The sequence below is a fragment of the Nostoc linckia z4 genome, from assembly GCF_002608075.1.
Taxonomy (GTDB): domain Bacteria; phylum Cyanobacteriota; class Cyanobacteriia; order Cyanobacteriales; family Nostocaceae; genus Nostoc; species Nostoc linckia.
Genome location: NZ_LAHA01000034.1, coordinates 45,684 through 70,903, shown reverse-complemented (window position 1 = coordinate 70,903; position 25,220 = coordinate 45,684). Strand labels below are relative to the sequence as shown.

Annotated in this window: 25 protein-coding genes; 10 read left to right on the top strand and 15 right to left on the bottom strand. The window is 39.7% G+C overall.

Going from position 1 to position 25,220, the window contains the following annotated elements; all coding sequences use genetic code 11:
• Positions 1-3: 3 nt before the first annotated feature.
• The gene (locus VF06_RS23810) at positions 4-1,212 is read left to right on the top strand and encodes a lysozyme inhibitor LprI family protein (protein ID WP_244918128.1); all 1,209 of its coding nucleotides are present in this window, start codon (positions 4-6) and stop codon (positions 1,210-1,212) included.
• A 126-nt stretch (positions 1,213-1,338) separates the two neighbouring features.
• Here VF06_RS23810 and VF06_RS23805 read toward each other — a convergent pair whose 3' ends face one another.
• Both VF06_RS23805 and VF06_RS23800 read right to left on the bottom strand, forming a co-directional pair.
• Positions 1,339-1,734, bottom strand: coding sequence for a ribosomal maturation YjgA family protein (locus VF06_RS23805; protein WP_244918127.1), 396 nt, complete (start codon positions 1,732-1,734; stop codon positions 1,339-1,341).
• A gap of 113 nt (positions 1,735-1,847) precedes the next feature.
• Positions 1,848-2,297: a hypothetical protein gene (locus VF06_RS23800; RefSeq protein WP_099068158.1), complete on the bottom strand. Its 450-nt coding sequence runs from the start codon at positions 2,295-2,297 to the stop codon at positions 1,848-1,850.
• Positions 2,298-2,511: 214 nt separating this feature from the next.
• Here VF06_RS23800 and VF06_RS23795 point away from each other — a divergent pair, with 214 nt between their 5' ends.
• From VF06_RS23795 to VF06_RS42895, 3 genes are all read left to right on the top strand, one after another.
• Positions 2,512-3,957, top strand: a complete 1,446-nt coding sequence (locus tag VF06_RS23795) for a hypothetical protein (RefSeq protein ID WP_099068159.1) — start codon at positions 2,512-2,514, stop codon at positions 3,955-3,957.
• 30 nt (positions 3,958-3,987) lie between these two features.
• The gene (locus tag VF06_RS23790; protein WP_099068160.1) at positions 3,988-5,208 is read left to right on the top strand and encodes an SMI1/KNR4 family protein; all 1,221 of its coding nucleotides are present in this window, start codon (positions 3,988-3,990) and stop codon (positions 5,206-5,208) included.
• A 401-nt stretch (positions 5,209-5,609) separates the two neighbouring features.
• Positions 5,610-5,786 carry a hypothetical protein gene (locus VF06_RS42895; RefSeq protein WP_242053132.1) on the top strand — a complete coding sequence of 59 codons (177 nt, stop codon included), beginning with the start codon at positions 5,610-5,612 and terminating at the stop codon, positions 5,784-5,786.
• Positions 5,787-5,811: 25 nt separating this feature from the next.
• Here the strand turns inward: VF06_RS42895 and VF06_RS23780 are convergent, their stop codons facing one another.
• The 8 genes from VF06_RS23780 to VF06_RS23745 form a co-directional block, all read right to left on the bottom strand.
• Positions 5,812-6,129: a hypothetical protein gene (locus tag VF06_RS23780; RefSeq protein ID WP_099068162.1), complete on the bottom strand. Its 318-nt coding sequence runs from the start codon at positions 6,127-6,129 to the stop codon at positions 5,812-5,814.
• Between the two features lie 49 nt (positions 6,130-6,178).
• Positions 6,179-7,321 (bottom strand): WG repeat-containing protein, encoded by a 1,143-nt coding sequence (locus tag VF06_RS23775; RefSeq protein ID WP_099068163.1) that lies wholly within the window; start codon positions 7,319-7,321, stop codon positions 6,179-6,181.
• A 64-nt stretch (positions 7,322-7,385) separates the two neighbouring features.
• Positions 7,386-8,009 (bottom strand): hypothetical protein, encoded by a 624-nt coding sequence (locus tag VF06_RS23770; RefSeq protein ID WP_099068164.1) that lies wholly within the window; start codon positions 8,007-8,009, stop codon positions 7,386-7,388.
• A gap of 69 nt (positions 8,010-8,078) precedes the next feature.
• Complete coding sequence (locus tag VF06_RS23765) at positions 8,079-8,543, bottom strand: hypothetical protein (RefSeq protein ID WP_099068190.1); 465 nt, start codon at positions 8,541-8,543, stop codon at positions 8,079-8,081.
• Positions 8,544-8,586: 43 nt separating this feature from the next.
• Positions 8,587-9,624: a hypothetical protein gene (locus tag VF06_RS23760; RefSeq protein WP_099068165.1), complete on the bottom strand. Its 1,038-nt coding sequence runs from the start codon at positions 9,622-9,624 to the stop codon at positions 8,587-8,589.
• Entirely contained in the window at positions 9,621-10,064 is a 444-nt protein-coding gene (locus tag VF06_RS23755; protein ID WP_244918126.1) for a hypothetical protein, read from the bottom strand. Before VF06_RS23755 ends, VF06_RS23760 begins: the two co-directional genes overlap by 4 nt.
• Before the next feature lie 198 nt (positions 10,065-10,262).
• The gene (locus tag VF06_RS23750; RefSeq protein ID WP_244918125.1) at positions 10,263-10,547 is read right to left on the bottom strand and encodes a hypothetical protein; all 285 of its coding nucleotides are present in this window, start codon (positions 10,545-10,547) and stop codon (positions 10,263-10,265) included.
• Between the two features lie 290 nt (positions 10,548-10,837).
• Positions 10,838-11,212 carry a hypothetical protein gene (locus tag VF06_RS23745; RefSeq protein ID WP_099068191.1) on the bottom strand — a complete coding sequence of 125 codons (375 nt, stop codon included), beginning with the start codon at positions 11,210-11,212 and terminating at the stop codon, positions 10,838-10,840.
• A gap of 91 nt (positions 11,213-11,303) precedes the next feature.
• On the opposite strand from VF06_RS23745, the gene VF06_RS23740 reads away from it, so the two are divergent.
• A complete protein-coding gene (locus VF06_RS23740; protein WP_099068167.1) occupies positions 11,304-12,308 on the top strand; it encodes a metallophosphoesterase family protein in 1,005 nt (334 codons plus the stop codon).
• Between the two features lie 278 nt (positions 12,309-12,586).
• On the opposite strand, the gene VF06_RS23735 is transcribed toward VF06_RS23740, so the two are convergent.
• Positions 12,587-12,811 (bottom strand): hypothetical protein, encoded by a 225-nt coding sequence (locus VF06_RS23735; RefSeq protein ID WP_099068168.1) that lies wholly within the window; start codon positions 12,809-12,811, stop codon positions 12,587-12,589.
• 263 nt (positions 12,812-13,074) lie between these two features.
• Entirely contained in the window at positions 13,075-14,490 is a 1,416-nt protein-coding gene (locus VF06_RS23730; RefSeq protein WP_099068169.1) for an MATE family efflux transporter, read from the bottom strand.
• Positions 14,491-15,133: 643 nt separating this feature from the next.
• Between VF06_RS23730 and VF06_RS23725 the strand changes: the two genes are divergently transcribed.
• Both VF06_RS23725 and VF06_RS23720 read left to right on the top strand, forming a co-directional pair.
• Positions 15,134-15,412: a GlsB/YeaQ/YmgE family stress response membrane protein gene (locus VF06_RS23725; RefSeq protein ID WP_099068170.1), complete on the top strand. Its 279-nt coding sequence runs from the start codon at positions 15,134-15,136 to the stop codon at positions 15,410-15,412.
• A gap of 54 nt (positions 15,413-15,466) precedes the next feature.
• A complete protein-coding gene (locus tag VF06_RS23720; RefSeq protein WP_099068171.1) occupies positions 15,467-16,327 on the top strand; it encodes a hypothetical protein in 861 nt (286 codons plus the stop codon).
• Between the two features lie 91 nt (positions 16,328-16,418).
• On the opposite strand, the gene VF06_RS23715 is transcribed toward VF06_RS23720, so the two are convergent.
• A complete protein-coding gene (locus VF06_RS23715) occupies positions 16,419-16,652 on the bottom strand; it encodes a hypothetical protein (protein ID WP_099068172.1) in 234 nt (77 codons plus the stop codon).
• A gap of 419 nt (positions 16,653-17,071) precedes the next feature.
• Here VF06_RS23715 and VF06_RS23710 point away from each other — a divergent pair, with 419 nt between their 5' ends.
• The 3 genes from VF06_RS23710 to VF06_RS23700 all read left to right on the top strand — a co-directional run bounded on the left by VF06_RS23710 (position 17,072) and on the right by VF06_RS23700 (position 22,657).
• Entirely contained in the window at positions 17,072-20,719 is a 3,648-nt protein-coding gene (locus VF06_RS23710) for a response regulator (protein WP_099068173.1), read from the top strand.
• A gap of 287 nt (positions 20,720-21,006) precedes the next feature.
• Positions 21,007-21,531, top strand: a complete 525-nt coding sequence (locus VF06_RS23705) for a hypothetical protein (RefSeq protein ID WP_099068174.1) — start codon at positions 21,007-21,009, stop codon at positions 21,529-21,531.
• A 247-nt stretch (positions 21,532-21,778) separates the two neighbouring features.
• Positions 21,779-22,657 (top strand): CheR family methyltransferase, encoded by an 879-nt coding sequence (locus tag VF06_RS23700; RefSeq protein WP_099068175.1) that lies wholly within the window; start codon positions 21,779-21,781, stop codon positions 22,655-22,657.
• 87 nt (positions 22,658-22,744) lie between these two features.
• Here VF06_RS23700 and VF06_RS23695 read toward each other — a convergent pair whose 3' ends face one another.
• Positions 22,745-23,911 carry a pyridoxal phosphate-dependent aminotransferase gene (locus VF06_RS23695; protein WP_099068176.1) on the bottom strand — a complete coding sequence of 389 codons (1,167 nt, stop codon included), beginning with the start codon at positions 23,909-23,911 and terminating at the stop codon, positions 22,745-22,747.
• A gap of 119 nt (positions 23,912-24,030) precedes the next feature.
• Positions 24,031-24,654, bottom strand: coding sequence for a class I SAM-dependent methyltransferase (locus VF06_RS23690; protein ID WP_099068177.1), 624 nt, complete (start codon positions 24,652-24,654; stop codon positions 24,031-24,033).
• Positions 24,655-25,220 lie beyond the last annotated feature (566 nt).

Here is a 25,220-nt window from a genome sequence, read left to right as displayed (position 1 = left end):
AAAATGATGAAATTTAAGATTGCGATATTTGCGAGTGTCATTTTATTTGCAACTCAGCTTGGTGTGGAACCGAGCAAAGCTATCCCTGCGTCAGATGCCAAGCCACAGACTCCTCTACCTTATCCAACCGTAATATTAGGATTTGCTGGGGTTTTGCAACCGGACTGTGTTCGACAGGTTGAAGCGGGTGAATATCGCTGTGCAAAGCGTTGGGCAGAAGTAACCCATTTGCTCAAATCATTGGTTTATCAGGATGTTGAGTCCCAACTTATTCCACCCCTTCAACATCAACTGGCGATCGCAGATCAATCCTGGCATCAGTTTCAAACACAACACTGTCAACAGTTAACTCAACGCTTACGCAATACACCAGATTTTCCCATTGCAACACCTGTTTGTTTGGCTCGATTAAATAACGATCGCATTCTAGAATTGCACAGAGGTGGTGAGATTATAACCTTCCAATCTCGCGATCCTCGATTTGAATCCTTACTCGATCGACTCAAATTGAGAAATTCATCGGTGCAACGCCACTGGGAGCAATATCAAACTCAGTATTGCCAAATCGAAAAAGCTCTATTCTCCCAGAACAACCTGAGATTGGCTCAATGTCATCAGCGTCTCAGAGAGGCTCGAATTCATCAACTTGAAGAACTTTTGGAAGCACCTGCTAGTGGTTTGGCTCTCTCCAGTGATTCTGTACGACCTGGAATTCCAGAGCTAAATTGTGTGGATAAGACGCAGTTGGGGTTAAATCGATGCGCGGTCTATTGGTCGAAAACAACTCAGTTTTTGCAATCAAGCATTTATGGCGATTGGGCAAAAAGACTATCGAAGCAGTATCAGTCAACATTTGCGATCGCACAGAAATACTGGCAAGAATATCGTGAAGCACATTGTACTGAGTTGGTTGAACCTTTTCAGGAAGGTTCTATGGCACCCATGCTCTATCATCGCTGTTTAGCTCGGCTAAATAACGATCGCATTGCGGATCTAAAGGGGATAGCTGTATATGATTCAGAAGACGAGCCGCAGCAAGCCCCAGTTACATCTGGGCAAGATACCACTCAAGCTCTTTGGGAGCGTTATCAAACTCAGTATTGCAAGTTTGAGTCACGGTTTTTTGGTAGTCAAACCAGAAGTAAGCAATGCCCAAATCGTTTAAATCTGGGACGTTTACGCCATATCAAAGCAATGATGAATACTCGATAAAGAGGAAAATAATAGTAGTACAACAAGGCAAAAGTAAAAAGGCAAAAGTAAAAAGAAAGAATAACGATACTACAAGGCTTTTAGCAATTCCTTATGGTCTATTTATTTACGCCGACCTGTACTAGTTTATGACTTCAAACGATTGGCAGTGAGGAAAACGATCGCAATCCCCAGCGTATAAGCAACCAAATCTCGCCAGTCGAAAGTAGATCCAATTGTTAAATGAGCTAGCTGGGAGTTTCGCCAGCCTAAAATATCAATGAGATTAAGAAACTGAAGAAACTCAATCAAGTAGGCAAAGATGAGAGTTCCAATAGCAACCTTCCGTAGTGGAACTGCAATAAAAGCATGAACAAAGTAAGCAATCACCATGACAATTAAAACGTCGCCCAGTAACGGTCTAATCCAATTATCTCGGAAGAAGATGGCAATTATCACAACTATTGCAAATATAATCGCAAACAAGGTGAAAGAGGTACGATTAAATCTCAACCACTTGAGATTAGAGAATTGTTTAGGCACGATTGATTTCCTGGGTTTGATTCGCCAGGATTGTAACATTGTTCTTTAAAATTGGACTAAATTGATGAATCCAATTAGTAAGCGATTTGATTTGCAGTCTATTGCGATCGCAATTAGTGACAGTTGCGATTCCCTTTGATAACAGCAGTTTTAGGGATTGCACTGCATTTAACCCCTGGAGAACCAAATCCACTATATTGATCGAAACTTCCTTGAACCTGCAAATCTGGGGGGAGCTTGGCAATGCTAGTTTTGTACAAAAAAAGGTTTCCTTCAACCACCATTGCATTGGGCAGTTCTTCAATGTACGTACCGCTAATAGTTAGGTCGCCTTTGACGGTTAGTTGATTGGGCAGTCGCTTGAGATTACCTTCCAGGGTAACGTTACGATTGATGATACAGCGTTCTCCTTGCTCGATCGCGCCAAATTTTTTCAGGCTTCCACAAGGTGCGGGGGGAGCCGGTTGCAGCAGATAAATTCCGCCGATTAGCAAAGGAAGTATCAAAAGCAGCGATGCGACCGGGGAGCCGCTACGCGATCGCCATCTTAGTTTTGAGAACATATAATTCTAATTTAGGTTAACTTAATATCTTGCACATTTACGTATACATACAGCAAAATCAAACATCTGGGCGATATAGCTACAGTACCTTTGTTTGCTTTTAACACTAAATTAGTACTTTTAGCTGTATGCTGAGTATTTAATCTCACTATTTTTGCTTGGAAGATGTGAGGAGTATGTCACTATAAAATCCAAGTCCTTCGAGAGTTGCTGGATGAGAGATAAGCATGAAAAAACGTTTGTTCTGATTGATGGGTATACACTAGCGATCGCACCAAGCGATTCAGGTGTGTTATTCTCTGGTCGCCACAGTCGCAAAGCCATAACCCGATATGACGATTCGCTCCTAATTCAGTTTTTGGCGCGTCATGCCCATCATGATGCGTTTTGGCAGTGCTTTCAGGCGCGTGAACTGTATGAGAATGAAGATAATCGCTTCTTTGTCAGGGATTGTCAACAGCTAATTGGCGATCGCAGTTGGAAACTACCGCAAGTTTATCAAAATTGGGCGATTTGGGAACTGATCGATCAGCTGTTTCAAATTTATGGCGAGTCTTACAATGAACTGATTTGTTTATGGCATCCAGGGAGTTACTATCCGATGTATGGTATTCCCTATGACACTGCATTGAAGGTGATACAGGTTGCACGTAATTGGAACAATCTGCAAGAAATCGAGGGAATTGAACTGCTCAACGAAACCCAGTGGAATTTACGCTTTGCGTCTGCTGCGAGTCCTACTCACTCTTTACTAATTCCCCAGATTTTGTCTGAAATTGAGGAAGTTGCTAGCACCTATCTACTATTTTTTGAAGAACAAGCCCGCCTATATACGCCCAACCAGGTTGCGGCAATTCGATATAAACTGTTGCATCAGATGGCGATACTCCTTCCGAGTCACTTCGTGAACGCCAACCTACTCAACCGTGAAATCTCAGCAGAAATTCTTGCTCGTCTAGTTGCTTATCCAAATCTGCAACGCTGCGTCATTCAAGCTGAAAAGCTATGGCGCTATTTAGATGGTGCTTCTGTGAGCCAAGAAAAAAATAGTTTCTGTTTAGATTGGATGTTTTTTGATCCACCACTACCTCAACCTGACTTTCATCAGCTTTGCTTACAGCATTTTCAAAAAGCAAAATTGCAATACCCCTATACGATTCCCTTTGAAGCCGATGGGAAGCAGTATCGACTGGTGACAGGAAATTTGTATCACAATGCGATCGGCTTGTTAACGGTTTTAGAAATTACTATGCCGATAAATGCGAATGCCTTATTTACCAACGTGAATGAGCCGACGTACCTAGAGTTAGTTGTCTGGGCTTCGCAGACATCCTGCTTACCTCCCGTCGAAGATTGGGAAATGTCTGTTGATTGGAGAGGAAGAGAAGATGAGTTGGTCACTTTAGGAACAGATCCTTCCTTGCCTAAAGCTGAATTTTTCTTGAACTGTTTAGCATCTCACCTTGCAAGGCTCTGGCAAAATGGGGAGCGAACGGCGTTGAAAAAAGGATTGCTCCCTTTGCAAAGTTATTTCCCAAAGGAAATCTACTTTCTTTACTGTCGAGGTCAGATGCTACTATCCGGGGAACTGCGATTTCACTATGGGGAATGGTTTGATGGGGGCTTCCTGCGGCTTTTTCGTGCAGAACAAGCGAAGTAATAATCATACCAAATGGTAAGAGGTGAGTGCATGTGGGAAGTCAGATATCTGAATGCAGAGTTACTCGATCTCAAACTTTGGGGTGAAGGTTGTAGCCTGTATCAGATTCGTCAAATGGGTGATGATGAGATTTGCTTGATTCAAACGCGCGATCGCTGGCAAGTTGTTTATACCGAGCGTGGTACGGTTCAACATCTGCTGTTTGAATTTACAGATGAGGCTGAAGCTTGTGAGTTTATGTATCGGGAGATAAAGACAATCAAGCATCCCCATCTTGTGGGACTATTTCTGACTGATGCAGAGGCAGAGCAATTGTGTCAGGTGTTGACTCAGTTACAAATTCAGTTCTCTCACGACGCGAAAGGAAGGGTGAGGGTGTACGATCGAGACATTTTTACAGTGGAGCGTCATTTCGGTTGCCAATTACCCCTGCGAAAATGGTTGACTGTTCCTGAGCGAATTCACCTCACCCTCGCTCGATTGCGAAAATTCGATCCATACAATCGCTATGCCCAAATCACAACTAATCCGCCAATTGGTTCTGAAGCAAAGTTGAGCGCGTTAGAAGCACAACATGGAATTAAACTACCTGACGTTTACAGAACGTTTTTGCTAGAAGTCTGCAATGGTGGCAATTGGGAACGGCTAGGAAATTACTGGTCGATTGAGGAAGTTATGGCAAACAATTTTGTGGAACTATGGAATCAGCCTTTACCTGAGTTCCTCACAAAGTTGAAAGCAGCAAAGTCGAAGGATTGGCTCAAAAATCCAGGAAGTCGGCAATATCCAGGGTTGTTACAAATTGTCGATTGGGATAATCCTGTGCGGGATTTGTTTCTCACCCAGGAAGGATACGAGGTTGAAATTCAGGGGGATTGGATTCGTTTTTGTGAGTTTTCTCCAGAACAATGGCTCAAGGATTTTCTAGATGATATTCAATATGGGTTATCTCCAATTGAAGGATTACTGGCTTTTCTTCGCTCTGGGGAATTAATTCGAGATTATCCATACTTTCATTCGGTGAATTTTGCCAGACTCCTTGCAGAAACCATCGGACTTAATATCGATCCTGAACTCACAAATGAGCAAGTGAAGATGAGCGATGAAATAGATTATAAAATCAACCAATGGCGAATTGAGAATATGGGTAAGATGCGGTACAACTTTGGCTTTAATGCAGAGCAAGCTGAACTGCGATCTCAACGAATTTTAGAAAGGTTGGAGTACATATATAATATATTGTATCCCTAAATGACCCATCATCTGGATCTATTTTTCCAGTGTGAGTGTGCTAGACCTGACGTTCGCTGATTTTTAATTTTGTAATCTGAAAATTTAATTAACCTTTACAGACTTACAATCTAATCTCCATCGGCTAATTTAAAAATGTGAAACTTGCGCGAAAATAATTATTTTTATGCAGTTATAGCCACAGTTATATAATTTACGTACAACCACTCATGTCATTTTTTATTTTTCTAAAGTAAAAAATAAATATACATAAAAATGTTGGTGAAAATGGTTTTATAAAAGCTATGAAAAAAATACTTTTATTAGCGATGTTGTCTGCTATCCCAAGCATTATTTTTTCTAGTCCCTCTTGGGCTTCTGTTTATATCAAATATTCCAATAACGACTCGGACAAACATGTAATGAAAGTCCAGATGGATGGTTCAACGAAAGAAGTTACATTCAATGGTCGCACGACTGGAGCCGCAACGATACAAGGTAGCGGTAGATCTGCTGTTATTGAAACATCTTGTGGAAAAGTCGAAGTCAAAGATGACTCTAAAATCGAAATCAAAGACGGCTGTATCAAAGTATTATAAATATCAATCTTTAAAATTACATTCATTATCCAAAATCATATTTATATGATGTCGTATCTGTTGTTTGAAATACCTGGATTATACGTTCTATTCTCTCGCTCATAAAAGCTAATTTTTTTTGTTTTAAAGTATAGGAATGTAAACAAATCAATTCTTCTACAATTTTAGGAACATCTTCTACTGACACGACACTTAAAGACCCATCATGAAAATGACTGATTAATTGTAAACCAAGATACCTACAAGCAGGCAACCAAAATTTGTAAAATATTTCGCTAGTCGCAACAGGAATCACCTCATAATTCCCGGTATTAATTTGGAGAATTCCCATCTCTATTGTCATCTCATTATCTCGTAATATTTCAGACTCAAATTTGTCGAAAATTATATAATTACTGGGTTGGTTGCCAAATATATTTACCAGTGCGATCGATATATCCAGATGCTTCTCCAACTTGCACTTCTGCTAACCCATTAGAGAAGGAATAAGCACTATCAAACTGTGGTGCGATCGCTAATTTACCAGTGCGGTCAATATATCCCCATTTACCTCCAATTTGTACATCTGCTAATCCCTCGGAGAAATTACCAATTTTATCAAACTTTGGTTCGATCGCTAGTTTCCCTGTACGGTCAATATAACCCGATTTTCCGCCAACTATTACTTGTGCTAAACCATTCTCAAAAAGCCAAGTCATATCAAACTGGGGTTTAATGACTAATTTACCAGTGCGGTCAATATATCCCCATTTACCTCCAATTTGGACTGCTGCTAAATCCTCATAAAATGACCAAGCTGCATCAAATTGAGGTTTAATGACTAATTGACCTTTTGTATTAATAAATCCCCATTTTTTACCAAATTGTACTACTGCTAAACCCTTAGAAAATGACCAAGCAGTATCAAACTGAGGTTTAATTACCAATTTACCTTTATTATCAACAAATCCCCATTTTTTACCAATTTGCACTGCTGCTAAATTCTCAAAGAATGACCAAGCACTATCAAATTGAGGTTTGATGGCTAATTTCCCCTTATTGTCAACGAATCCCCATTTTTTACCGATAGTAACCAAAGCAAAACCATTGACAAAAGCTTCAAGATTATCAAACTGTGGTTTAACAACAAACTTACCCTTATTATCTATGATTCCCCACTTTTTACCAACTTCGACTTTAGCAAACCTATTCAAGAAGCGATCGCAATTATCAAACTGTGGCTTTATGACCAATTTACCTGTGTGGTCAATATATCCCCATTTTTCACCTACTTGAACTTGAGCTAATCCCTCATAAAACGACGAAGCATAATCAAACTGGGGTTTAACTACTAATTTCCCATTGCGATCGATATATCCATATTTCCCGTTGATTTTTACATCCCATAACTGGGGTAATGAATTCTCTTTTGTAGACTTAACTGTGATAGAAGATATTGATTGATGAGTATCACTAGATATACATGGAGTTGAAAACAATGTTATCCCAGTTATCGCTACTAGCAAAATCAAGGGATGGTGAATATGAGATTTCATATTTGTGACTGAATAAGTAGTAATGTCACTTATCCATAACTCAAAACTAGCTCAATTGTCATCCCTAAAAATCATCGGATACACGAAACCAATACCAATCACCATACAAGTAAAATACTTGGTACTTAGCAGCACCAAATGGACTTCCTTCACTATTCGGTTGATGGACAAAACCATAGGATATGGTATCAGGACTTAGACCATCACCACCCGAAAAAACACGAAAATATGCACCACCACGGGAGTCCATAGCGTATTCATCAACTTCATATAAACCGAGTTTGCGGTTTAATGTGATTTTTCCTTTTGCAGAAATAGGAAGTTTTACCCGAACTTGTTCAAACGCCGATCGTGATATCATAAATGCTAAACGACGGGGAATGTAGAACTTGAGCAGGACATAACAAACTAAAACTATCCCTGCAATGATAGCAACTTCTCTCCAGGGTACAAAAGTTTGCCTTCTAAGTCTAATACTTTTCAAATCCCGTCTTCCTAAAGTTCTCAATCCCCAGAAGAGAATTGCCAATACTGCAAATGGTACACAAACAATTGACACCAGCATAACTGGAAAAAAGAAACTATTTAATGCACCAGGGTAAATACTGATAATTAGAATTGCGACACCAATCAATAAGGTTATACATATTGCTATTTTGCCAAGTATTTTTATCTGAAGATTATCCATAGTTAATTGAAAATTTTCATTCTAGCAAGCGTTGTATTATTGCGATAATTTTCCTGAATTGTGATGCAATTACTTTGGTTTGGGTTCCCAGTTAAAATCATGAGGACAATCGCATTCTTGAGCTTGGTTGCAGTTAATTACCATCTTGCTAAAGCAAAAATTTAGGAGAGTCCCGTTGTCAAATTTTACTTGTAAATTGCCTGGACTACGAAAACCAGCACCACTATAACCAATAATTTGATACTTAGAACTTAAGTTTGAGACATTAAAGAAATATGGTTTAGGGCTGAAGCTAGAATCACCCTTTAAATCATTTAAACAAAAGGCTTTTGTGATATACCTTTGTGCGATAATTTCTGCTTCTTTTGCAGATGGATCGCCAATTGCACTGATAAAAGTGTCGGATATTTTGGTGATTTTATGAGCTTGAGTACAGTCAACTATATAGGTTATGGGAAAAGCGATACGTAATAAATGATATGTCAAACCTAGTGATAGAATTGTAATAATTGAAATTAGAATAAGTTTTTTCATTGACCACAAAGAATAATGCTGTTCTAACTTTGTAGATAAAGTTCTACAGATGAATACAGAATACTCCATTACGGGTAGCAGCAATTACTCGCTGATGTGCGGTATCTATTGCGATCGCCTGTATAATTGCATCTATTTGGTACTCTGCTTTCACAACTCCATCTTGAATATTTAGCAAAGCCAGGGTTTTTCCTGCTCCTAATACTAAGGTTTGGTCATTGAGAAAAGCAATATCACTTTGCCAAAGATTTTCCTCATCATGCTGATGTTCGATGTAGGGTAGGGATACTTCCCAAACTTTATAGAGAACAGAAGTTGGTGTCGGGTTATTATTTATTCCCCAATGACTGCGATCGCTAAATAGCTGGGAACGATTAAATCGACGGTATGTCACCAATAATTTCCGTTTAAAATGATAGCAAGTATGGATGAAAGCTTCTTCATTGGGACTAAAAATAATAGTATCGTTATGACAGCGCATATCACCCCAAAAACCTCCCCGAAGGGAAAATTTACCAGTCGCTAAATCATCAATCCAATGAAGTTGAAAATAGCTGAATTGGTCAATTGATGAGTTGATAAAAAACTGCATCTTTGGGTCAAATACCAAGCTGTAATTATATTCTGTCTCAAAAGCAAAACGCTTAACTATACCCGATGACAATTCTATTAGATACAGCGAAGTATATGATTCGACAACGATGATGTACTGTTGACAGGGAGTAATCGTGACACAACCTGGTATATCGGTGCATTCAGGTAACTCTATTTCCTGGATACAGCTAAAATCTTCCCAGCGACGAATTTCTAAGATGGCATTGACTGGCTGGTAGGGAAGCTGGTAAATATTATTACACTGAATAATGGCGATGCTCCAAAGGAGCTGGTCTTTGACCATCGCATTTGCTTGGGGTATTTTGGTAAGTAAACTTAATTCTGTATATCGTTCCAAAGAAGACTCTGACAATATCTGGGCTGTATCGGAAACATCCCAACGTACCAATTTATAAAGCTTTTTATCAACAGTTAAAGTAATTGCCTCTTGCTTACTCGGATCGTAAATTAAAGTTTTGCAGTTCATCTTGAGAGAAATTTGCCAGTTTTTAAGTTAATTTTAATCGCAGATGCTGTTGAATTTCGGTTTGCTTCCAAGGGAATCGTTACCCACTCACCAACGCGATCGGGTGAACCAAAAAGACAATCACAATTCAACTTTGTAATTACAAAAGGAGTAAAACCAAGTCTAAATTTTAATTCCCCGTGGTATGTGTCACATCCTGTAGAAGTATCTGGTGGAGAACATGTATAATTGTATAAATATACTGTTGTATGATAGTCTTTAAATGCCACAGTTTCAATGTTTGGCGCATCAAATCCAGACGATATCAAAACGATAAATGAGACAAACAAAAATAGCACACTCGATAATAATAAATATAGAAAAATAAAAATTAGCTTTTTTGTCAATGGTAGATCTTGAGGCTTTTTAAATAATAAAAAAAAATTAAACTTAGTAACCATATAATTATATAGAATAGAAATTTAGCGCCCTCCAAAGTTGGAATGGTTGGTAAAAATAGAATTCCGACACCAAGAAATGGGGTAGTCAAAAAAAACAGAAGTTTTAAATTTCGATGATACATTGTCTTGCATTTACTGAAAGAAATTATTAGCGTAACAGCCACTCCCCTCGCGTCCACTTTCAGGTATGGTTAGGTGCTAACTGCCATGTTTTTTCGACTGACTCACCATGAAAACTAAGCCAGAAGCAACAATTTGATAAGGAATGAGCAAAACTGCCCCAGCAATAGCTTTCAAAATCCACCCAATGCCCATTATCGATCGATAAAGTTTTATTGCTTCGTCTCTGAATTCTGGAGCAATATTTCTGAGTCGGTCTTCGTCTGACCAGCCATTAAAATCAAAACCCAGATAATCAAGCCGCATCTCGGCATATAAATCTGGTAAATATGCCAACAAAGTAACTAGAAGTACGCACGTCATAAAAGAGAGAAAACTGCTTAATAGCAAACTAGTCACATAACCCTTCCGCCTTAACAGAAAGGGCATTGCAAATGGCGTTATTACCATCATTACCAAAATAGAAAAATAAATTGCCGAAGAGATATACTGCATTTTTTGCTAACTATTTATTACACAGGCGACAATCACATCATTAATTGTACTTACTGAACTGATTATTAATTTTGATAAGCAGGCAGTTGAGAGTTGGTAAAAGTCATTATCATTAAGATTTTCAGTATTTTAATGATGGTATGCTTTTTTACGTCAAACTATATTAGTAAACTTCGTCGATCGCAGTTTGCTTGTGTACCCGATTGCTCTCTTCCAGGTCTTACCCAAGCTATATCTCGATCAGAATCCAACGTCATTTGTGTATCTCGCTCTACATCACTTTGAAATCCACCACGGGTTGAAAATCCTGGATTGTTGCGAGGACTGGAAAACATATGATAAACAATTACTGCCTCTGTCCGTCCCCAAAGATATTGTTGCGCTAGGGTGTCCGCACCCCTCGCATCTCCAACAACAAAACATTCGTTTTGAGCGATCGCGCGATCGATCAAAGGACGGTAATGCATCTCAAATTCTGCTTGAGTTATATCAAGGTGTCCACTGATAAAATTAACAACCTTTTTACTTCTCATCTGCTGGCTTTCCATATCTTCACAACTTTTGCCCGTATACTACTTTTGTAGTGTATATACTACAATAAATTTATTCGATTGAACTGGAGTTATGCGAACAATTGTAGTTGGCGATATTCATGGTTGCTATGCAGAACTGCTTCAACTATTAGCCAAAGTAGAAATTACAGAAGAAGATTGTTTAGTTTCCTTGGGAGATATTGTGGATCGGGGGGCTGATTCAGTCAAGGTGTATGACTTTCTCAAAAATCGTCCTAATACCATCGTATTGATGGGTAATCACGAACGCAAACATCTCAGGCAAACTCTTTCCTACTCCCAGGAAATTGTCAAATTACAGTTTGGCGACAGCTATAACGAATTTTTAGAATGGATTAGTCATCTACCCTATTATCATGAAACCGAATCGGCAATTTTCGTTCATGCTGCGGTGGAAGATGGTATACCCATTGAGGAACAAAAGGAAGAGGTTTTATGTGGTTGCACTGCGGGTGAAAAACACCTGGGAAAACGCTACGGAGATACTTCTTGGAGTCAGTTATATACTGGTGTTAAGCCAGTAATTTTTGGTCATCGCGTTGTTGGAGATAATCCCCTCATAATTCCCCAAAAAACCTACGGTATTGATACTGGAGCCTGTCATGGTGGGACATTGACAGCCATAATTTTACCTAGTTTTGAAATTGTTCAAGTACAAGCAGCTAAAGACTATTGGCAAGAAGAGATAGTTAAATGGCAATTGCCAGTGATGAAGGCTAAACCCTGGGGTAGTTATAAGTGGGAAAAAATTCAGGCAATTTGTGATGAGTTTAGAAATTCTACAAATTCAGAATTATCGGCTTTTATTGCCCAGAAGGAACAGTGGATGTACGATTTACTTGCCCTTGCTCCCAAAATAATCTTGAAAGTAGAGGAAAAATTGGCGGAATTGATTTCTGTTTATGGTAACGATGGGTTCAAAAAACCAGCTCGTTGTTTTAGCTATGCCACCCTACTATATCAAGCTAATGCTAGCAATCTGACAAGCAAACTTCTCCAACAAGCCCTGCCGACACCAGATAAGTGGTTGCAAATCATGAAGGAATTGGAAATTTAGCCTGGTAACAGGTGTACTTATCCCTAAAGTCCAATTATTAATCCCAATGGAATTGTAACTACTGGACTGATTATTGATTTTGATGATTAAATTTTTACCAAAAGCGATTCTCGTTCTCAGAGGCTGAGTCGCAAGCGACACGCTACGCGTTTACGCAGTATAGCGAAGCTAACGCCAACGCGTAACATCTCCAAAAGGGAAATTGCTTAACACAATCCCACCAATACAAAATAACCACCCCGAAACAAGGCTTAGGATTAACTAATCATATTTTTAACTCAGTATACATCCTCAGTTCCACTGAAGTAATAAAACGGCAAGTTTTTCTGAATCACTAACTCTATTAGCATTACACCCAGTGGTTCATATTCGTAGTAATATCTAACTTGACTGTTGGTTCCAGGAAGTGGTGGTTGAGCGCAGGCTGCACCAGGAGAACCGCAAGTTACCTTCACAGGTATAAGTAAAATTCCTACTCCTAATACAAGTATCAATTGTTTCATTGCGACAGTTTATTCGTATGGCTTTTAATGTGTTCAAAATTACTATACATATTCTGCTCGCATAGTTTTATTATTCCCAAACAAGTAGATGTTCGCTTGGGAACCTTAACTCCTACACAGTATGCGGCCATTACTCCGAATATCATCAGCAAGAAAGCCCATTAACAAAGGATTTTTAGCGATACCATCATCGAAGTTCAGACTATGAGCGTTTTTCAGAGATGAGTGAACCGATTTCGGCTCCTTTGTGTTGAAATTTCACGTTACTGTTTATTACAGATTGAAATTGAATTGTCTATTTTAAGTTTTACAAATTGCAAAATGCTAAACCGCCAAGTTAAAACTATAGCTGCACTGACTAAACCAATTGCTAACCCCCACCAAAGACCAATTGCTCCATACCCTAACCATATACCCAAAGCATAACCAATAGATAAACCAATAGCCCAGTAAGCAAAAATACCAATTAACATAGGAATTCGCGTATCTTTTAAGCCTCGTAATGCTCCGGCTGCGGTGACTTGCACGCCATCAACAATTTGAAAAATGGCGGCTACTACAAGTAATTTAATTGCCAAATTCACTACATCTTGATTATTAGGATTGTTGATGTCAAGGTAAAGAGAAATAACTGACTTTGGTAAGAACCAAAAAATAATTCCTGCAATAGCCATAGACAAAGCACCCAAGCTAATACCTACATATCCAGCTAGGCGAACACCAATTAAATCTTGCTCTCCGGCTAATTGTCCAACACGGACGGTTGTTGCTAAAGAAATACCAAGTGCAATCTGAAAAGACATAGAAGCTGTTTGCAAGGCGATTTGATGAGCAGCTAGGGAAGTAGTTCCTATTTGTCCTACTAAAAATGTGACAACTGTAAACAGTCCTCCTTCCACTGCAATTAATCCGCCAATTGGTAATCCAATTTGAAAAATTTGCCAAAAAATGCGGTAATTTTCCTTGGTAAAAGTGTAGTGAAATGCAGTGTCAAATATCCGGTAATTTATAAATCGATGCTGGCTATATATATAAATTACTAAAGCAATAAACATACTCCAAAGTGATAACGCGCTTGCCCAACCAATGCCAGCTAGCCCTAAGGCAGGTAGTCCTAATTTGCCAAACATCAAAACATAATTAGCTGTAATGTTAAACAAAGTACCTAACACAACGGTGATGGTAATTAACTGCGGTTGAGACACAGCAGAAAGAAAACCTTTGAGTACAGCAAAGCCTAAAGCAGGGATAAAACCAAATGCGATCGCTCTTAAATAAGTTTCTGCTAATGCTACTGTGGCGGCATTCTGACCCAATAACAGTAATAAAGCGCCCCCATTCCAAAGTATTATTACAATCGGTATACTCAATAACAAAGATATTCCCAATCCTTGTTGGACAATCTTACCTACTTCTTGAGGCTTTCCGGCTCCGTATGCTTCCGCAACTAAAGGACTAACAGCAGTGACAATACCCGTAGTAATTAAAAGCAAAAAAGTAAAGAGTGTAGCCCCCAAACCTCCAGATGCAATAGTCTCACTTCCCAACCAACCCATCATTACCGTATCCACAAATCCAGTAGATGATTGAGCTAACTGTGCTGTCGCCAAAGGAACAGCTAATAAGAGACATTGTTTAATTTCAGATATTAATCTATCTCTATGGATTGTGTGATTCATGAAGCTCAAAAAATATTGCTCTTAATACTCTAAGCTTGTTTAATTGACTAGAACATCTAATTTTTTCTAGATTTGTTGAAGAAGAATTCAGAATTCAGGAGTCAGAATTCAGAAGTCAGAATGAGCTAAACGCCCCGCTACCGCTAACAGGAGTCAGAATCAATACGCGACCTCCGAGTACTCGCTATCGAAGACTCGCTCACGCTTCTCTACGAGACGCTAAAGCGAACGCTTACAGTCGGGGATTCAAACCCGCGACTTTCTTGTTGACCACCAAATTGTAGATTTGGTGGGGGTTTTAAACCCGGTTATTCATCTCCCAGTCGTACAGAATTAATGCTGAATTCTGACGACTGACGCCTTCAGTCATACAGAATAACCAACTGAATTCTGACTCCTGACTCCTGAATTCTGTTCGATAAATGGTCTCTTACAGGCAAGGCTTTAAACCTGACTTCTGCTTTTTGGGGCTATTTCTGCTTAAAGCGTTGACTGTTAACTCCCAACCATCAACGGTGAACAGCTAACATCAAATAATGCCTGAAGATTTTTGATATTAGTTCTCTAGATAGATCGGCAACTTATCATAAAAATTTTAATATAAAAATGTCAAAAAAACAACATTTTCACAGGGAGAAAGATTATGGGTAATATCATTGCTTGGCTAGTTTTAGGTTTAATTGCAGGTGCTTTAGCTAAGTTTTTCTACCCAGGAACTCAAGGTGGTGGTATTGTTTCCACCATTGTGTTAGGAATTCTGGGAGCGGTAGTTGGCGGTTATTTAGGCCAAGTTTTGTTGGGGAGTAGTTCGGCGGCGGCGGCATCTGTAGGAGCTTTATCACTGGGAAGTATTTTATTTGCTGTTCTGGGTGCAATGCTGTTAATTTTCCTTTGGGGATTACTAACTCGTAGTGCTGTTTAATTGTTCAGAGTTTAGTTAATAAATTAGGAATGATTTTGAATCAAAGCAACTAAAATGACATTAGAAAAAGAGCGGAAATTTATCGGAATTTTCGCTAAATGTTCAGAAGCAAAATTGGCACTCCAGGAACTACAAGCTGCAAACTTTCCAATGCACAAAGTTTCTGTAATTGCGCGCAAGGCGGAAGAACAAAGTGAGATTGCCGCTGTCAAGGCTAGAGAAGTTGCTGGCAAGGCATCTGAGGAATCCACTGGTGGTACATTAGGCGGTCTTGTTAGCGGTATCACTCAGCTGGCAATTCCTGGTATGGGCCCAGTCATGGTAGCCGGAGCAGAGGCAGCAACCATCGCTACCACCATAATAGGTGGTGCGATCGGCATACGCGCCGGAAATTTGGCTGGTGCGTTACTACCTTTGGGAATTCCTGAGGGACAAGCGCGGGTTTATAGCGATTTAGTTTTCCAAGGTTACTATTTGGTCATAGTAACAGGTACAGAAACCGAAATTCATTTTGCTCAGAGGATTTTTAATCGCCACAGCATTCAACACCGGGGTATTTATCAGCCATATTTATCCCCCAAAAGTCGCTATAAATATGGAGTTGGTATTTTTTGTCAGCGTCAACATCTAGAAACAGCACTTACAGAACTTCAAACAGCTGGCTTTCCCATGAGTCAAGTTTCTGTAATGACTAAAAATAACTATTATCCTTTAGAATTTCCCGAAGATTTAGCCAAATATTACGAACATCAAGTGAATCTTGGCAATTTTATTGTATTTCTAAATGCTACTGATATCTATATGGCAGGTGCAAGGGCTATTTTAGAGAGTAACAAGATTCAAAACTTTCGGATTTATGAGCAATCCGTACCTGAGTCTATTCAAGGCGATCGCCAGGTGATTAATAACCTCTAAGCAAATGTCTAATCTCATCTATTTCAATCCCCGGCTTTTTAGATAAGTCGGGGATTTGAGCCTTGCAAAACAATCATGACATCCTAAAATCCTAAGCTGCAAGGGGGTAGTCTTCGAGTAAAATAATATCTGTTTCAAATAGTAAAATAGTAGTCTCACAACCAATTCTGCCCATTTCTGGTTCTATACCCATTTCCATTTCCACAAGATATGACCAATTTCCAGAGTTACGACAACATTGTATTATGGTTCCTAATCCACCAATAAATTCTACCTTTTGTCCTTGGCAAAATTTTGGTCTTGCTAGCTCAATTACTGCACTCATAACAACCACCTTTTTTTGATGAAAATTGGATATTCAATTTATAATCGCAGTTTCAAATTTAATTATCCACCGCGAGGATAAATTGAAAAATCAAGTGGTTGCTTCTTTTGAAATAAGTTATACTGTCTCAAGGCTTAATCAGGCTATGATGTTAAAATATCGATAAAAAGTTTCTAACATTAATATATAAATAACTAAAAAACAACTCAGTTCTAGATAAACTAAAACCTTAGTTTTGAGAGACTAAAAGCATGATTTTATCATGCAATAAATCAAAATTGAGTCCTGAAGCCGAACTGAGATGAAAAAAATTAACAGATATGATTTGCTAAAAATTGGCAAAGAGTATTTAAATAGCTGGAAGAGCATCTAAATATTGATAAACACTACAAAAAATTGAAATTAACTGTTTTTTAAAAATGTTGAACCGTTTGAAGATTGGAACCAAAATTGGGGCAGGTTTTACCTTAAGCGTAGCAATTCTGACCTCAATTGGTCTAATCTCCTATCAAAGTACCAATGAATTAATTGAAACTTCGCGCAAAGAAAACCATACTTATCAGGTATTAAGTCAGATTGAAGACCTAAACTTACAACTGACAAAAGCCGAGACTGGGCAACGTGGTTACATTATTACTGGAGAACAGCGTTATTTAGAACCATATAACGCTGCTATGCAATCGCTGAATCAAACATTCAAGGAACTTCAAAAATTAACACTAGATAACCCCAACCAACAAAATCGGTTGAATATGTTAGAGCCACTCCTAACCGAGAGGATGGCTGTAATGAAAAATGTCATTGACTTACGACAGAACCAAGGCTTAGAAGTTGCCCAGGAAGCTGTTGCCACAGACAGGGGCAAGCAGTTGATGGATAGAATCCAAAAACTACTCCAGGCAATAAAAAATGAAGAAAATGTACTTCTCAAGCAGCGTTCTGAGCGGGCACAGTTAGCGGCTCGCCAAACACTGGCGACTATTGTTTATAGTATTCCTTTATTTGCTGCAATCTTAGTTTTGATTGGAATTATTCTCACCAGACACATTTCACTACCGCTGAGGCGAGTTTCTCAGTTAGTGCAAAAGGTGGCCGATGGGGATTTATCGGTAAATTTGCCAGAAAGCGATCGCGAAGATGAAATTGGCGTACTGAAGCGCACCTTCAACCAAATGATCGCCAATCTGCGCTACACAACTCAAAAAAACGACGAGCAAAACTGGCTCAAGTCTAATTTGGCTGAATTTACCCAAATGCTTCAAGGGCAGCGAAATTTAGAAAGTGTATCTCGGACGATATTGTCGAATCTCGCTCCCTTAGTTGGGGCGTCCGCTGGCGTTTTTTATGTTATGGACTCAATCAACGATGAGCCAGTGCTGAAGTTGTTGGGTAGTTATGCTTATCAAGAGCGGAAAAACTTGGCAAATCAGTTTCGCTTGGGCGAGGGATTGGTGGGACAATGCGCCCTAGAAAAACAAAGAATTCTCTTAACTGGAGTTCCCAGCGATTATATCCGCATTAGTTCTGGCTTGGGAGAAGCTCCACCGCTAAATATCATTGTATTGCCCATAATATTTGAAGACCAGGTAAATGCAGTCATTGAACTTGCTGCCTTTGCACCTTTTAAAGACTTACACCTGACATTTCTAGAGCAATTAAGTGAAATTTTGGGTGTATTTTTAAATAACATCGCTTCACAATTACAAACTCAGCAACTACTAGCCGAATCTGTTGCTTTAACAGAAGAACTGCAAAGTCAGCAAGAAGAACTACAACAAAGTAATCAACTACTAGAAGAACAAGCCCAAAAATTACAAGAATCACAATTTCTTATCAAGCAGTCCAACGAAGAATTGCAGCAACTCAACGAAGAACTAGAAGAAAAAGCAGAACTTCTAGAAATGCAAAATCAGGAAGTTGCCCGCAAAAATCGGGAAATCGAGCAATCTAGGAAGTCATTAGAAGAAAAAGCCGACCAACTGGCACTATCTTCCAAATATAAATCAGAATTTTTGGCGAACATGTCCCACGAGTTACGGACACCGCTAAACAGCTTGTTAATTTTAGCAAGACTGCTATCAGATAATTCTCTGAATAATTTAACCGAAAAACAGGTAGAGTATAGCCGCACAATCTACTCTGCTGGAACTGATTTACTCGAATTAATTAATGATATTTTAGATTTGGCAAAAATTGAGTCTGGTACAATTTCCCTAGAAATTGAGCAACTGGCCTTTGCGGATTTACAGACATCTGTAGAGCATACTTTCCGTCAACTTGCCGAAAATCAAAAACTCAGTTTCGCCATTGAACTAGACGACAAATTACCCCCAGTAATTTCTACCGACTCCAAGCGTCTGCAACAAGTATTAAAAAATCTTTTAGCTAACGCCTTTAAGTTTACTCAACAGGGAGGGGTGAAGTTACAAATTAGTATGGTTGAAGTAGCCCCAGGGGAACAACCCACCATCGCTTTTGCAGTTAGCGATACCGGCATTGGCATTCCACCAGAAAAACAAAAAATTATTTTCGAGGCATTCCAGCAAGCAGACGGCACAACTAGCCGCAGGTATGGCGGAACTGGCTTAGGCTTATCCATCAGTCGTGAATTAGCTCAACTTTTAGGTGGCAGGATTGAACTAATCAGCCAACCAGGCGCAGGAAGTACTTTCACTCTCTACTTACCGCTAACGAGAAAGCCTTCGACGCCACAAATTGAATTTGAAGGCAAACCAGAAAAGCCTAAAAATGTTCCTACCAAATTAGCACCCTCCATACCAAAAGTAGTGACGGTTGAAAGCCGGACTACCTCTCAAGGAGATATTTCTCCATCGCCGAAGATGGTTTCCAGCATCAGCGAAATTCCAGATGACCGGCTAACAATTGAATCAGGCGATCGCGTTTTGTTAATTATCGAAGATGACGATAAATTCGCCCGCATCTTACTAGACATGGCACGCCAGCAAGGCTTTAAAGGAATCGTAGCCTTACAAAGCAAACAAGGTCTAGCCCTAGCACAACAATTCGAGCCGAACGCCATTATGCTAGATATCCACATGCCAGAGATGGATGGTTGGACAGTGCTGGATCGTCTCAAACATAACCCCAGCACCAGACACATCCCAGTGCATATCTTGTCTGTGGATGAAAGACAGCAACGGGGATTAAAGCTAGGAGCAATTACTTACCTCCAAAAACCTGTTTCTCCAGAAGCCCTCAATCAAGTATTGACTGAGATTAAAAGCTTTATTGAGCGTCAAGTCAAAAATCTTTTAATAGTAGAAGATGACTCCATACAAGCCCAAAGTATTATCGAACTCATTGGTAATAGCGATGTCCACAGTACAGCAGTAGGTACAGGAAAAGAAGCACTGGAAATATTGCGATCGCAGCACTTTGATTGTATGGTACTAGACCTGGGTCTCCCCGACATGACCGGGTTTACACTCATTGAGCAAATCAAGCTAGAACCCAGACTAGTGAAATTGCCAATAATCATCTACACAGGCAAAGAACTCAGTCGCCAAGAAGAAACCCAACTGCGGGGGCTAGCAGAGACAATTATTATTAAAAACGTGCGATCGCCAGAACGATTATTAGACGAAACAGCTTTGTTTCTGCATCGCGTCCAGGCAAATCTGCCAGCACCAAAGCGGCAAATACTCGAACAGCTGCACCAAACCGATCCAGTGCTAGCCAATCGCAAAATTTTGATTGTCGATGATGACCTGAGAAATATCTTTGCCATTACTAGCTTTTTAGAAAGCTATCACATGGAAGTACTGTTTGCCGAAAATGGCAGAGATGGCATTGAGAAGCTGATAGCTAATCCCGACATCAACATAGTTTTGATGGACATCATGATGCCAGAAATGGATGGTTACGAAACCACCCGCGCCATCCGCCAGCAACCACAATTTCGTTCCTTACCAATCATCGCTTTAACAGCCAAAGCCATGCCAGGCGATCGCGAAAAATGCATCGAAGCCGGCGCATCTGATTATATTACCAAACCTGTAGATACCGAACAACTGCTTTCACTGCTCAGGGTTTGGTTATATAGGTAAATGGGCATGGGGCATGGGGCATGGGGCATGGGGCATGGGGCATAGGGCATAGGGCAGAGGGGAAAAACTCATCTCCCCACCTCCCCACCTCCCCACCTCCCCATCTTTTGGTTAAAACAATATCAATGACAGGAAATTCACTTCAGTAATAAAATAATCTATATAACTTCTGTCTTTGGAGGAAATACCTCTATTTCATGCAACTTTTTGGGTTATTTCTGTGGATTAAGCATCTTTCTCTCGGTAGATAGTTGTACTGAAATCAACATCGTTGATATGTTATTAATATGACAATAGTAAGAAAAAACTCCCCCAATACATCAGTAATTCCTCCAGAAACATTGGCAGAAAAATTTATTGAAGCAGAGCGTATGCATGATGTTCTGCTGTTACTGCAAAATCTAATTAACAGTGAAGAAGCCACTGTGAAATTAATTCTGGATTGTCTTTATGATGTTGGCTCGGTGAACTTAATTAACCAAAAGCTTCGCCCACAACCCATAAACAGGTTGATGAAATTAATTGCGCGGATGTCGAAACCAGTTTTTAGAACTTTAGCCTATAACTGGTTTAAAAAGAACTGCCCGCAACTGATTGCTAATTGGTTACATTCTCAAGTTACTTTTGGAAGTACTCCAGCTAAACCGCGAGAAGTAGCCATTGAAGTTACACCAGTTGAACCATATTCTGCACTACAGGCTGAAAGTCTTAACCAAGAGATTAAGACTTTACGCCATCAAGTGAGATTGCTAGCTGGGATTTCGATAATTGCGATCGCTGTTTTAGGAGTCACAGCCACTTGGTTAAATTGAAGTCCAAAGTTAGTACAGTTATCAAATTTAAAATTTAATCGCTCCAACAACACTTTTTATCGTAAGATTCAGTTGGGTTATCAAAAACTAACCAGTCTCAAATATTGATGGTACAAACCACCCGAATTGCAGAAGCATTCTTTCAAAAAGCTTATTCATCCATGAACTCAGAATTAAAAATTACTGTCTTGTGAGCAGGGCGTTCGCGCAGCGTCTCGTAGAGAAGCCCATTATAAATCATATCATTATGACTGTGCCAAAACCTAGCTTAGAGGACATCGAAATACGTCTACTTTTGGAAGGGGTGTATCAGTATTATGGTTATGATTTCCGCAATTACGCCCTTTCTTCAATTAAGCGCCGTATTCTCGGTTTTATGAGTTTAGAAGGGTTAACTAATATTTCTGCTTTGCAAGAGCGGTTACTCCACAACCCTAACTATTTAGAAAAATTTTTGCTGGCTCTGACAGTAAATGTAACATCAATGTTTCGCGATCCTAGCTTTTATAACACCTTTAGAAGTCAAGTTATTCCGTTCTTGCAAACCTATCCTTTTATTCGTATTTGGCACGCTGGATGTTCTACGGGTGAAGAAGTCTATTCAATGGCAATTCTCCTACAAGAAGAAGGGCTTTATCACCGTTGTCGCATATATGCAACTGATACCAACGAAAAAGTATTACAAAATGCCAAAAGTGGTATTTTTTCTCTAAAACTTATGCAGGAATATACTCATCTTTACCTCAAAGCAGGAGGCAAAAGGTCTTTTTCTGAATATTATACGGCAGCTTATGACAACGCTATTTTTCGAGCATCCTTAAGGGAAAATATTGTTTTTGCCCAGCATAATTTAGCAACAGATAGCTCTTTTAACGAATTTAATGTCATCCTTTGCCGTAACGTTTTGATATATTTCAATCAGATACTTCAAAAGCGGGTACACGAACTGTTTTTTAATAGCCTTTGTACTTTTGGCATTTTGGGCTTAGGAAGACAAGAATCCATTAGATTCACTCCATACGAACAGCAATATGAAGAGATAGTGAAAGGTGAAAAGCTATATAGAAAAACAAGAGCGCGGGGACATAGTGAAGCCGGGATGCACAGAGATTTTAATTATAATTGAATAAGCTCATGTGCGCTAAAAAAAATAGAAAAAAGTCCTCCCTGTTAGAAGAGGACATTTTTATTTTTAAATCCAATCACAACTAAACTAAATACGCGACTTGACAAATTTCTCTAACCTATCCATCCCTTTTTCAATCGTCGCTAAATCGGTGGCGTAGGAAAGGCGAATGTTGTCATCAGCGCCAAAGGCAATTCCGGGAATGACTGCTACTTGATGTTCTTCTAGTAAGGCGTCGCAAAATTCCAAGGATTTCAAACCTGTTTTGCTGATGTCGGGGAAAAGATAAAAAGCGCCATCTGGTTTAGCGGTACTCAGTCCGGGAATGGCGTTGAGTCTGTCTAACATTACCTGTCGGCGTTTGGCGAAGGCTTGACGCATTTCTTCTACACAGTCTTGGGGACTTTGCAGTGCGGCGATCGCTCCATATTGAGCAAAGGTACAGACGTTAGATGTACTATGTCCTTGGATGGAACTGGCGGCTTTAATAATTTCCACTGGCCCCGCTAAATAGCCAAGTCTCCAGCCCGTCATGGAATAAGCTTTGGCAAATCCATTACTGATTAAAGTCCGGTCAAAAATTTCCTTGCCTAGAGAACCAATGCTGATATGTTCTGCACCATCGTAGAGGATTTTTTCGTAAATCTCATCAGAGACGACAAAGATATCTGCATCAACTATTACCTCTGCCAATGCTTTAATTTCATCTGGGGTGTAAACCATCCCCGTGGGATTAGATGGAGAGTTGAGGATAAATAACTTTGTCTTGGGGGTGATGGCTTGACGCAGTTGTTCGGGAGTAATTTTATAGCCTGTGCTTGCATCTGTGGGGACAATTACTGAAACTCCACCCACCAAGGTCACCATTTCCGGATAACTTAGCCAGTAGGGTGCAGGAATTATGACTTCATCACCTGGATCGATTAACGCCACAATCAAATTGTACAGAGAATGCTTACCGCCATTGGTGACGATGACATTCTCTGACTTATAATCAAGACCGTTATCAGTTTTAAGTTTATGGGCGATCGCTTCCCTTAACTTTGGTTCTCCGGCAGCTGCACCGTACTTGGTTTTGCCTTCATCCAAAGCTTTTGCTGCTGCGGCTTTGATATGCGCTGGGGTATCAAAATCTGGTTCTCCAGCGCTAAAACTACAAACATCTATGCCCTCTGTCTTCATTGCCTTAGCCTTGGCTGCGATCGCTAAGGTTAATGAAGGTGTTACCTGACTTACTCTTGCTGCCAGCTTCATTCTTACTTTATTTTGGCAAATCTTTCACTTACTTAAGCATATCCTAGAATCCCACCCAGATTTTCCTTTTCACAATTCCTTGCCTAATTGCTGCCTAAGCCCTAATCTAGAATTCTTTTTCACTCTGCTTCTCCTGTAGCTAGCATCAGCCCCCAAAAAATTCCCAAACGAACTTTAGTCCCACGAGAAACTACGAAATTGGCACAACTCAGGAAATGATGCAATTCATCTTGGGTGTAACACTGCTGATGTGCTGGGTCAAAAATCTTCAGTATGATATCCAATATTTGACAAAATAAATAATCTTTACACCAATCCAAAATTACCACTTTGCCATTGGGCTTGAGTACGCGTTTCATTTCTATTAATGCTGCCAATGGTTCGCTAAAGTAATGGAATGCACTGGCTGATACAATGACATCAAAACTATTGTTAGGAAATGGCAACGCTAAGCTACTAGCAACTTGAAATGAAACCTGCGGATAACCGCTACATTTGTTCTCGGCAATTGCGAGCATCTGTTCTGAAATATCTACACCAACAATTTTGAGGTTTGGATAATCAGTTAATAGCAATCTTTCTAATTCACCCGTTCCACAACCAATATCAAGTACAGTATCTAACGGTGATATTTCTGCCCAGGTTTTGAGCGAAGAAAGTGTATTATCAATATACTTTTTCCAACGGCGATCGTATATGGCCGCCAGATTGTTATATTGTTTGCGAACTGTGGTTTCAATCATATAACAGGGAATAGGCAACAGGCAAAGAAAGCTTCTTGAATACTTGAGCTTGCACTAACTTCTTAATAGTAATGTGGAAGGGCTATTGATGTATAAATAGGTAAACTAAGCTGTTTTGCATTTAACTTGCACATTGACTCGTCGTCGGCTGTTGACGGTTGACAGTTAACAAAAGCCAGTGGGTTGGACGGCTTAAGAGGCTTGTCCGGTTCGCAGGAGAACAAGGTTCCCGTTTTCTTAGGATAGCAACTAGCTCTCATATCATGTCCGGTTGAAGACTTATCATTAGGACTGACGCGGGGACGCGGGGACGTGGGGACGTGGGGACGCGGGGAATTTTTTTGATAAGTGATTAGGCGGACATGATATCAACAGTCAACGACTTTAAGCTCACGACTGAGGCAATAACTACGATTTTACGTCATTACAAGCAAAGTGAAGTAATGACCAAAACTCTGGGATTGCTTCCCTACACTTCGTTTCCGTCGCAATGACAATATCAGCGTTGCGTAAGTCCCAGAAGTCACTCGCCAAAAATAGCGATCGCTCTAAAGTTGATAAAGCAG

Bases quoted from the DNA above. Each gene is read 5' to 3' on its own strand.
- VF06_RS23760 (WP_099068165.1), bottom strand. From the start codon at position 9,624: ATGAACTGCAAAACTTTAATTTACGATCCGAGTAAGCAAGAGGCAATT.
- VF06_RS23740 (WP_099068167.1), top strand. From the start codon at position 11,304: ATGCGAACAATTGTAGTTGGCGATATTCATGGTTGCTATGCAGAACTG.
- VF06_RS23715 (WP_099068172.1), bottom strand. From the start codon at position 16,652: ATGAGTGCAGTAATTGAGCTAGCAAGACCAAAATTTTGCCAAGGACAA.
- VF06_RS23735 (WP_099068168.1), bottom strand. From the start codon at position 12,811: ATGAAACAATTGATACTTGTATTAGGAGTAGGAATTTTACTTATACCT.
- VF06_RS23750 (WP_244918125.1), bottom strand. From the start codon at position 10,547: ATGACGTGCGTACTTCTAGTTACTTTGTTGGCATATTTACCAGATTTA.
- VF06_RS23780 (WP_099068162.1), bottom strand. From the start codon at position 6,129: ATGACAATAGAGATGGGAATTCTCCAAATTAATACCGGGAATTATGAG.
- VF06_RS23765 (WP_099068190.1), bottom strand. From the start codon at position 8,543: ATGAAAAAACTTATTCTAATTTCAATTATTACAATTCTATCACTAGGT.
- VF06_RS23745 (WP_099068191.1), bottom strand. From the start codon at position 11,212: ATGAGAAGTAAAAAGGTTGTTAATTTTATCAGTGGACACCTTGATATA.
- VF06_RS23730 (WP_099068169.1), bottom strand. From the start codon at position 14,490: ATGAATCACACAATCCATAGAGATAGATTAATATCTGAAATTAAACAA.
- VF06_RS23700 (WP_099068175.1), top strand. From the start codon at position 21,779: ATGACTGTGCCAAAACCTAGCTTAGAGGACATCGAAATACGTCTACTT.
- VF06_RS23795 (WP_099068159.1), top strand. From the start codon at position 2,512: ATGAGAGATAAGCATGAAAAAACGTTTGTTCTGATTGATGGGTATACA.
- VF06_RS23755 (WP_244918126.1), bottom strand. From the start codon at position 10,064: ATGGTTACTAAGTTTAATTTTTTTTTATTATTTAAAAAGCCTCAAGAT.
- VF06_RS23690 (WP_099068177.1), bottom strand. From the start codon at position 24,654: ATGATTGAAACCACAGTTCGCAAACAATATAACAATCTGGCGGCCATA.
- VF06_RS23810 (WP_244918128.1), top strand. From the start codon at position 4: ATGATGAAATTTAAGATTGCGATATTTGCGAGTGTCATTTTATTTGCA.
- VF06_RS23770 (WP_099068164.1), bottom strand. From the start codon at position 8,009: ATGGATAATCTTCAGATAAAAATACTTGGCAAAATAGCAATATGTATA.
- VF06_RS42895 (WP_242053132.1), top strand. From the start codon at position 5,610: ATGAAAGTCCAGATGGATGGTTCAACGAAAGAAGTTACATTCAATGGT.
- VF06_RS23790 (WP_099068160.1), top strand. From the start codon at position 3,988: ATGTGGGAAGTCAGATATCTGAATGCAGAGTTACTCGATCTCAAACTT.
- VF06_RS23800 (WP_099068158.1), bottom strand. From the start codon at position 2,297: ATGTTCTCAAAACTAAGATGGCGATCGCGTAGCGGCTCCCCGGTCGCA.
- VF06_RS23695 (WP_099068176.1), bottom strand. From the start codon at position 23,911: ATGAAGCTGGCAGCAAGAGTAAGTCAGGTAACACCTTCATTAACCTTA.
- VF06_RS23710 (WP_099068173.1), top strand. From the start codon at position 17,072: ATGTTGAACCGTTTGAAGATTGGAACCAAAATTGGGGCAGGTTTTACC.
- VF06_RS23705 (WP_099068174.1), top strand. From the start codon at position 21,007: ATGACAATAGTAAGAAAAAACTCCCCCAATACATCAGTAATTCCTCCA.
- VF06_RS23720 (WP_099068171.1), top strand. From the start codon at position 15,467: ATGACATTAGAAAAAGAGCGGAAATTTATCGGAATTTTCGCTAAATGT.
- VF06_RS23725 (WP_099068170.1), top strand. From the start codon at position 15,134: ATGGGTAATATCATTGCTTGGCTAGTTTTAGGTTTAATTGCAGGTGCT.
- VF06_RS23775 (WP_099068163.1), bottom strand. From the start codon at position 7,321: ATGAAATCTCATATTCACCATCCCTTGATTTTGCTAGTAGCGATAACT.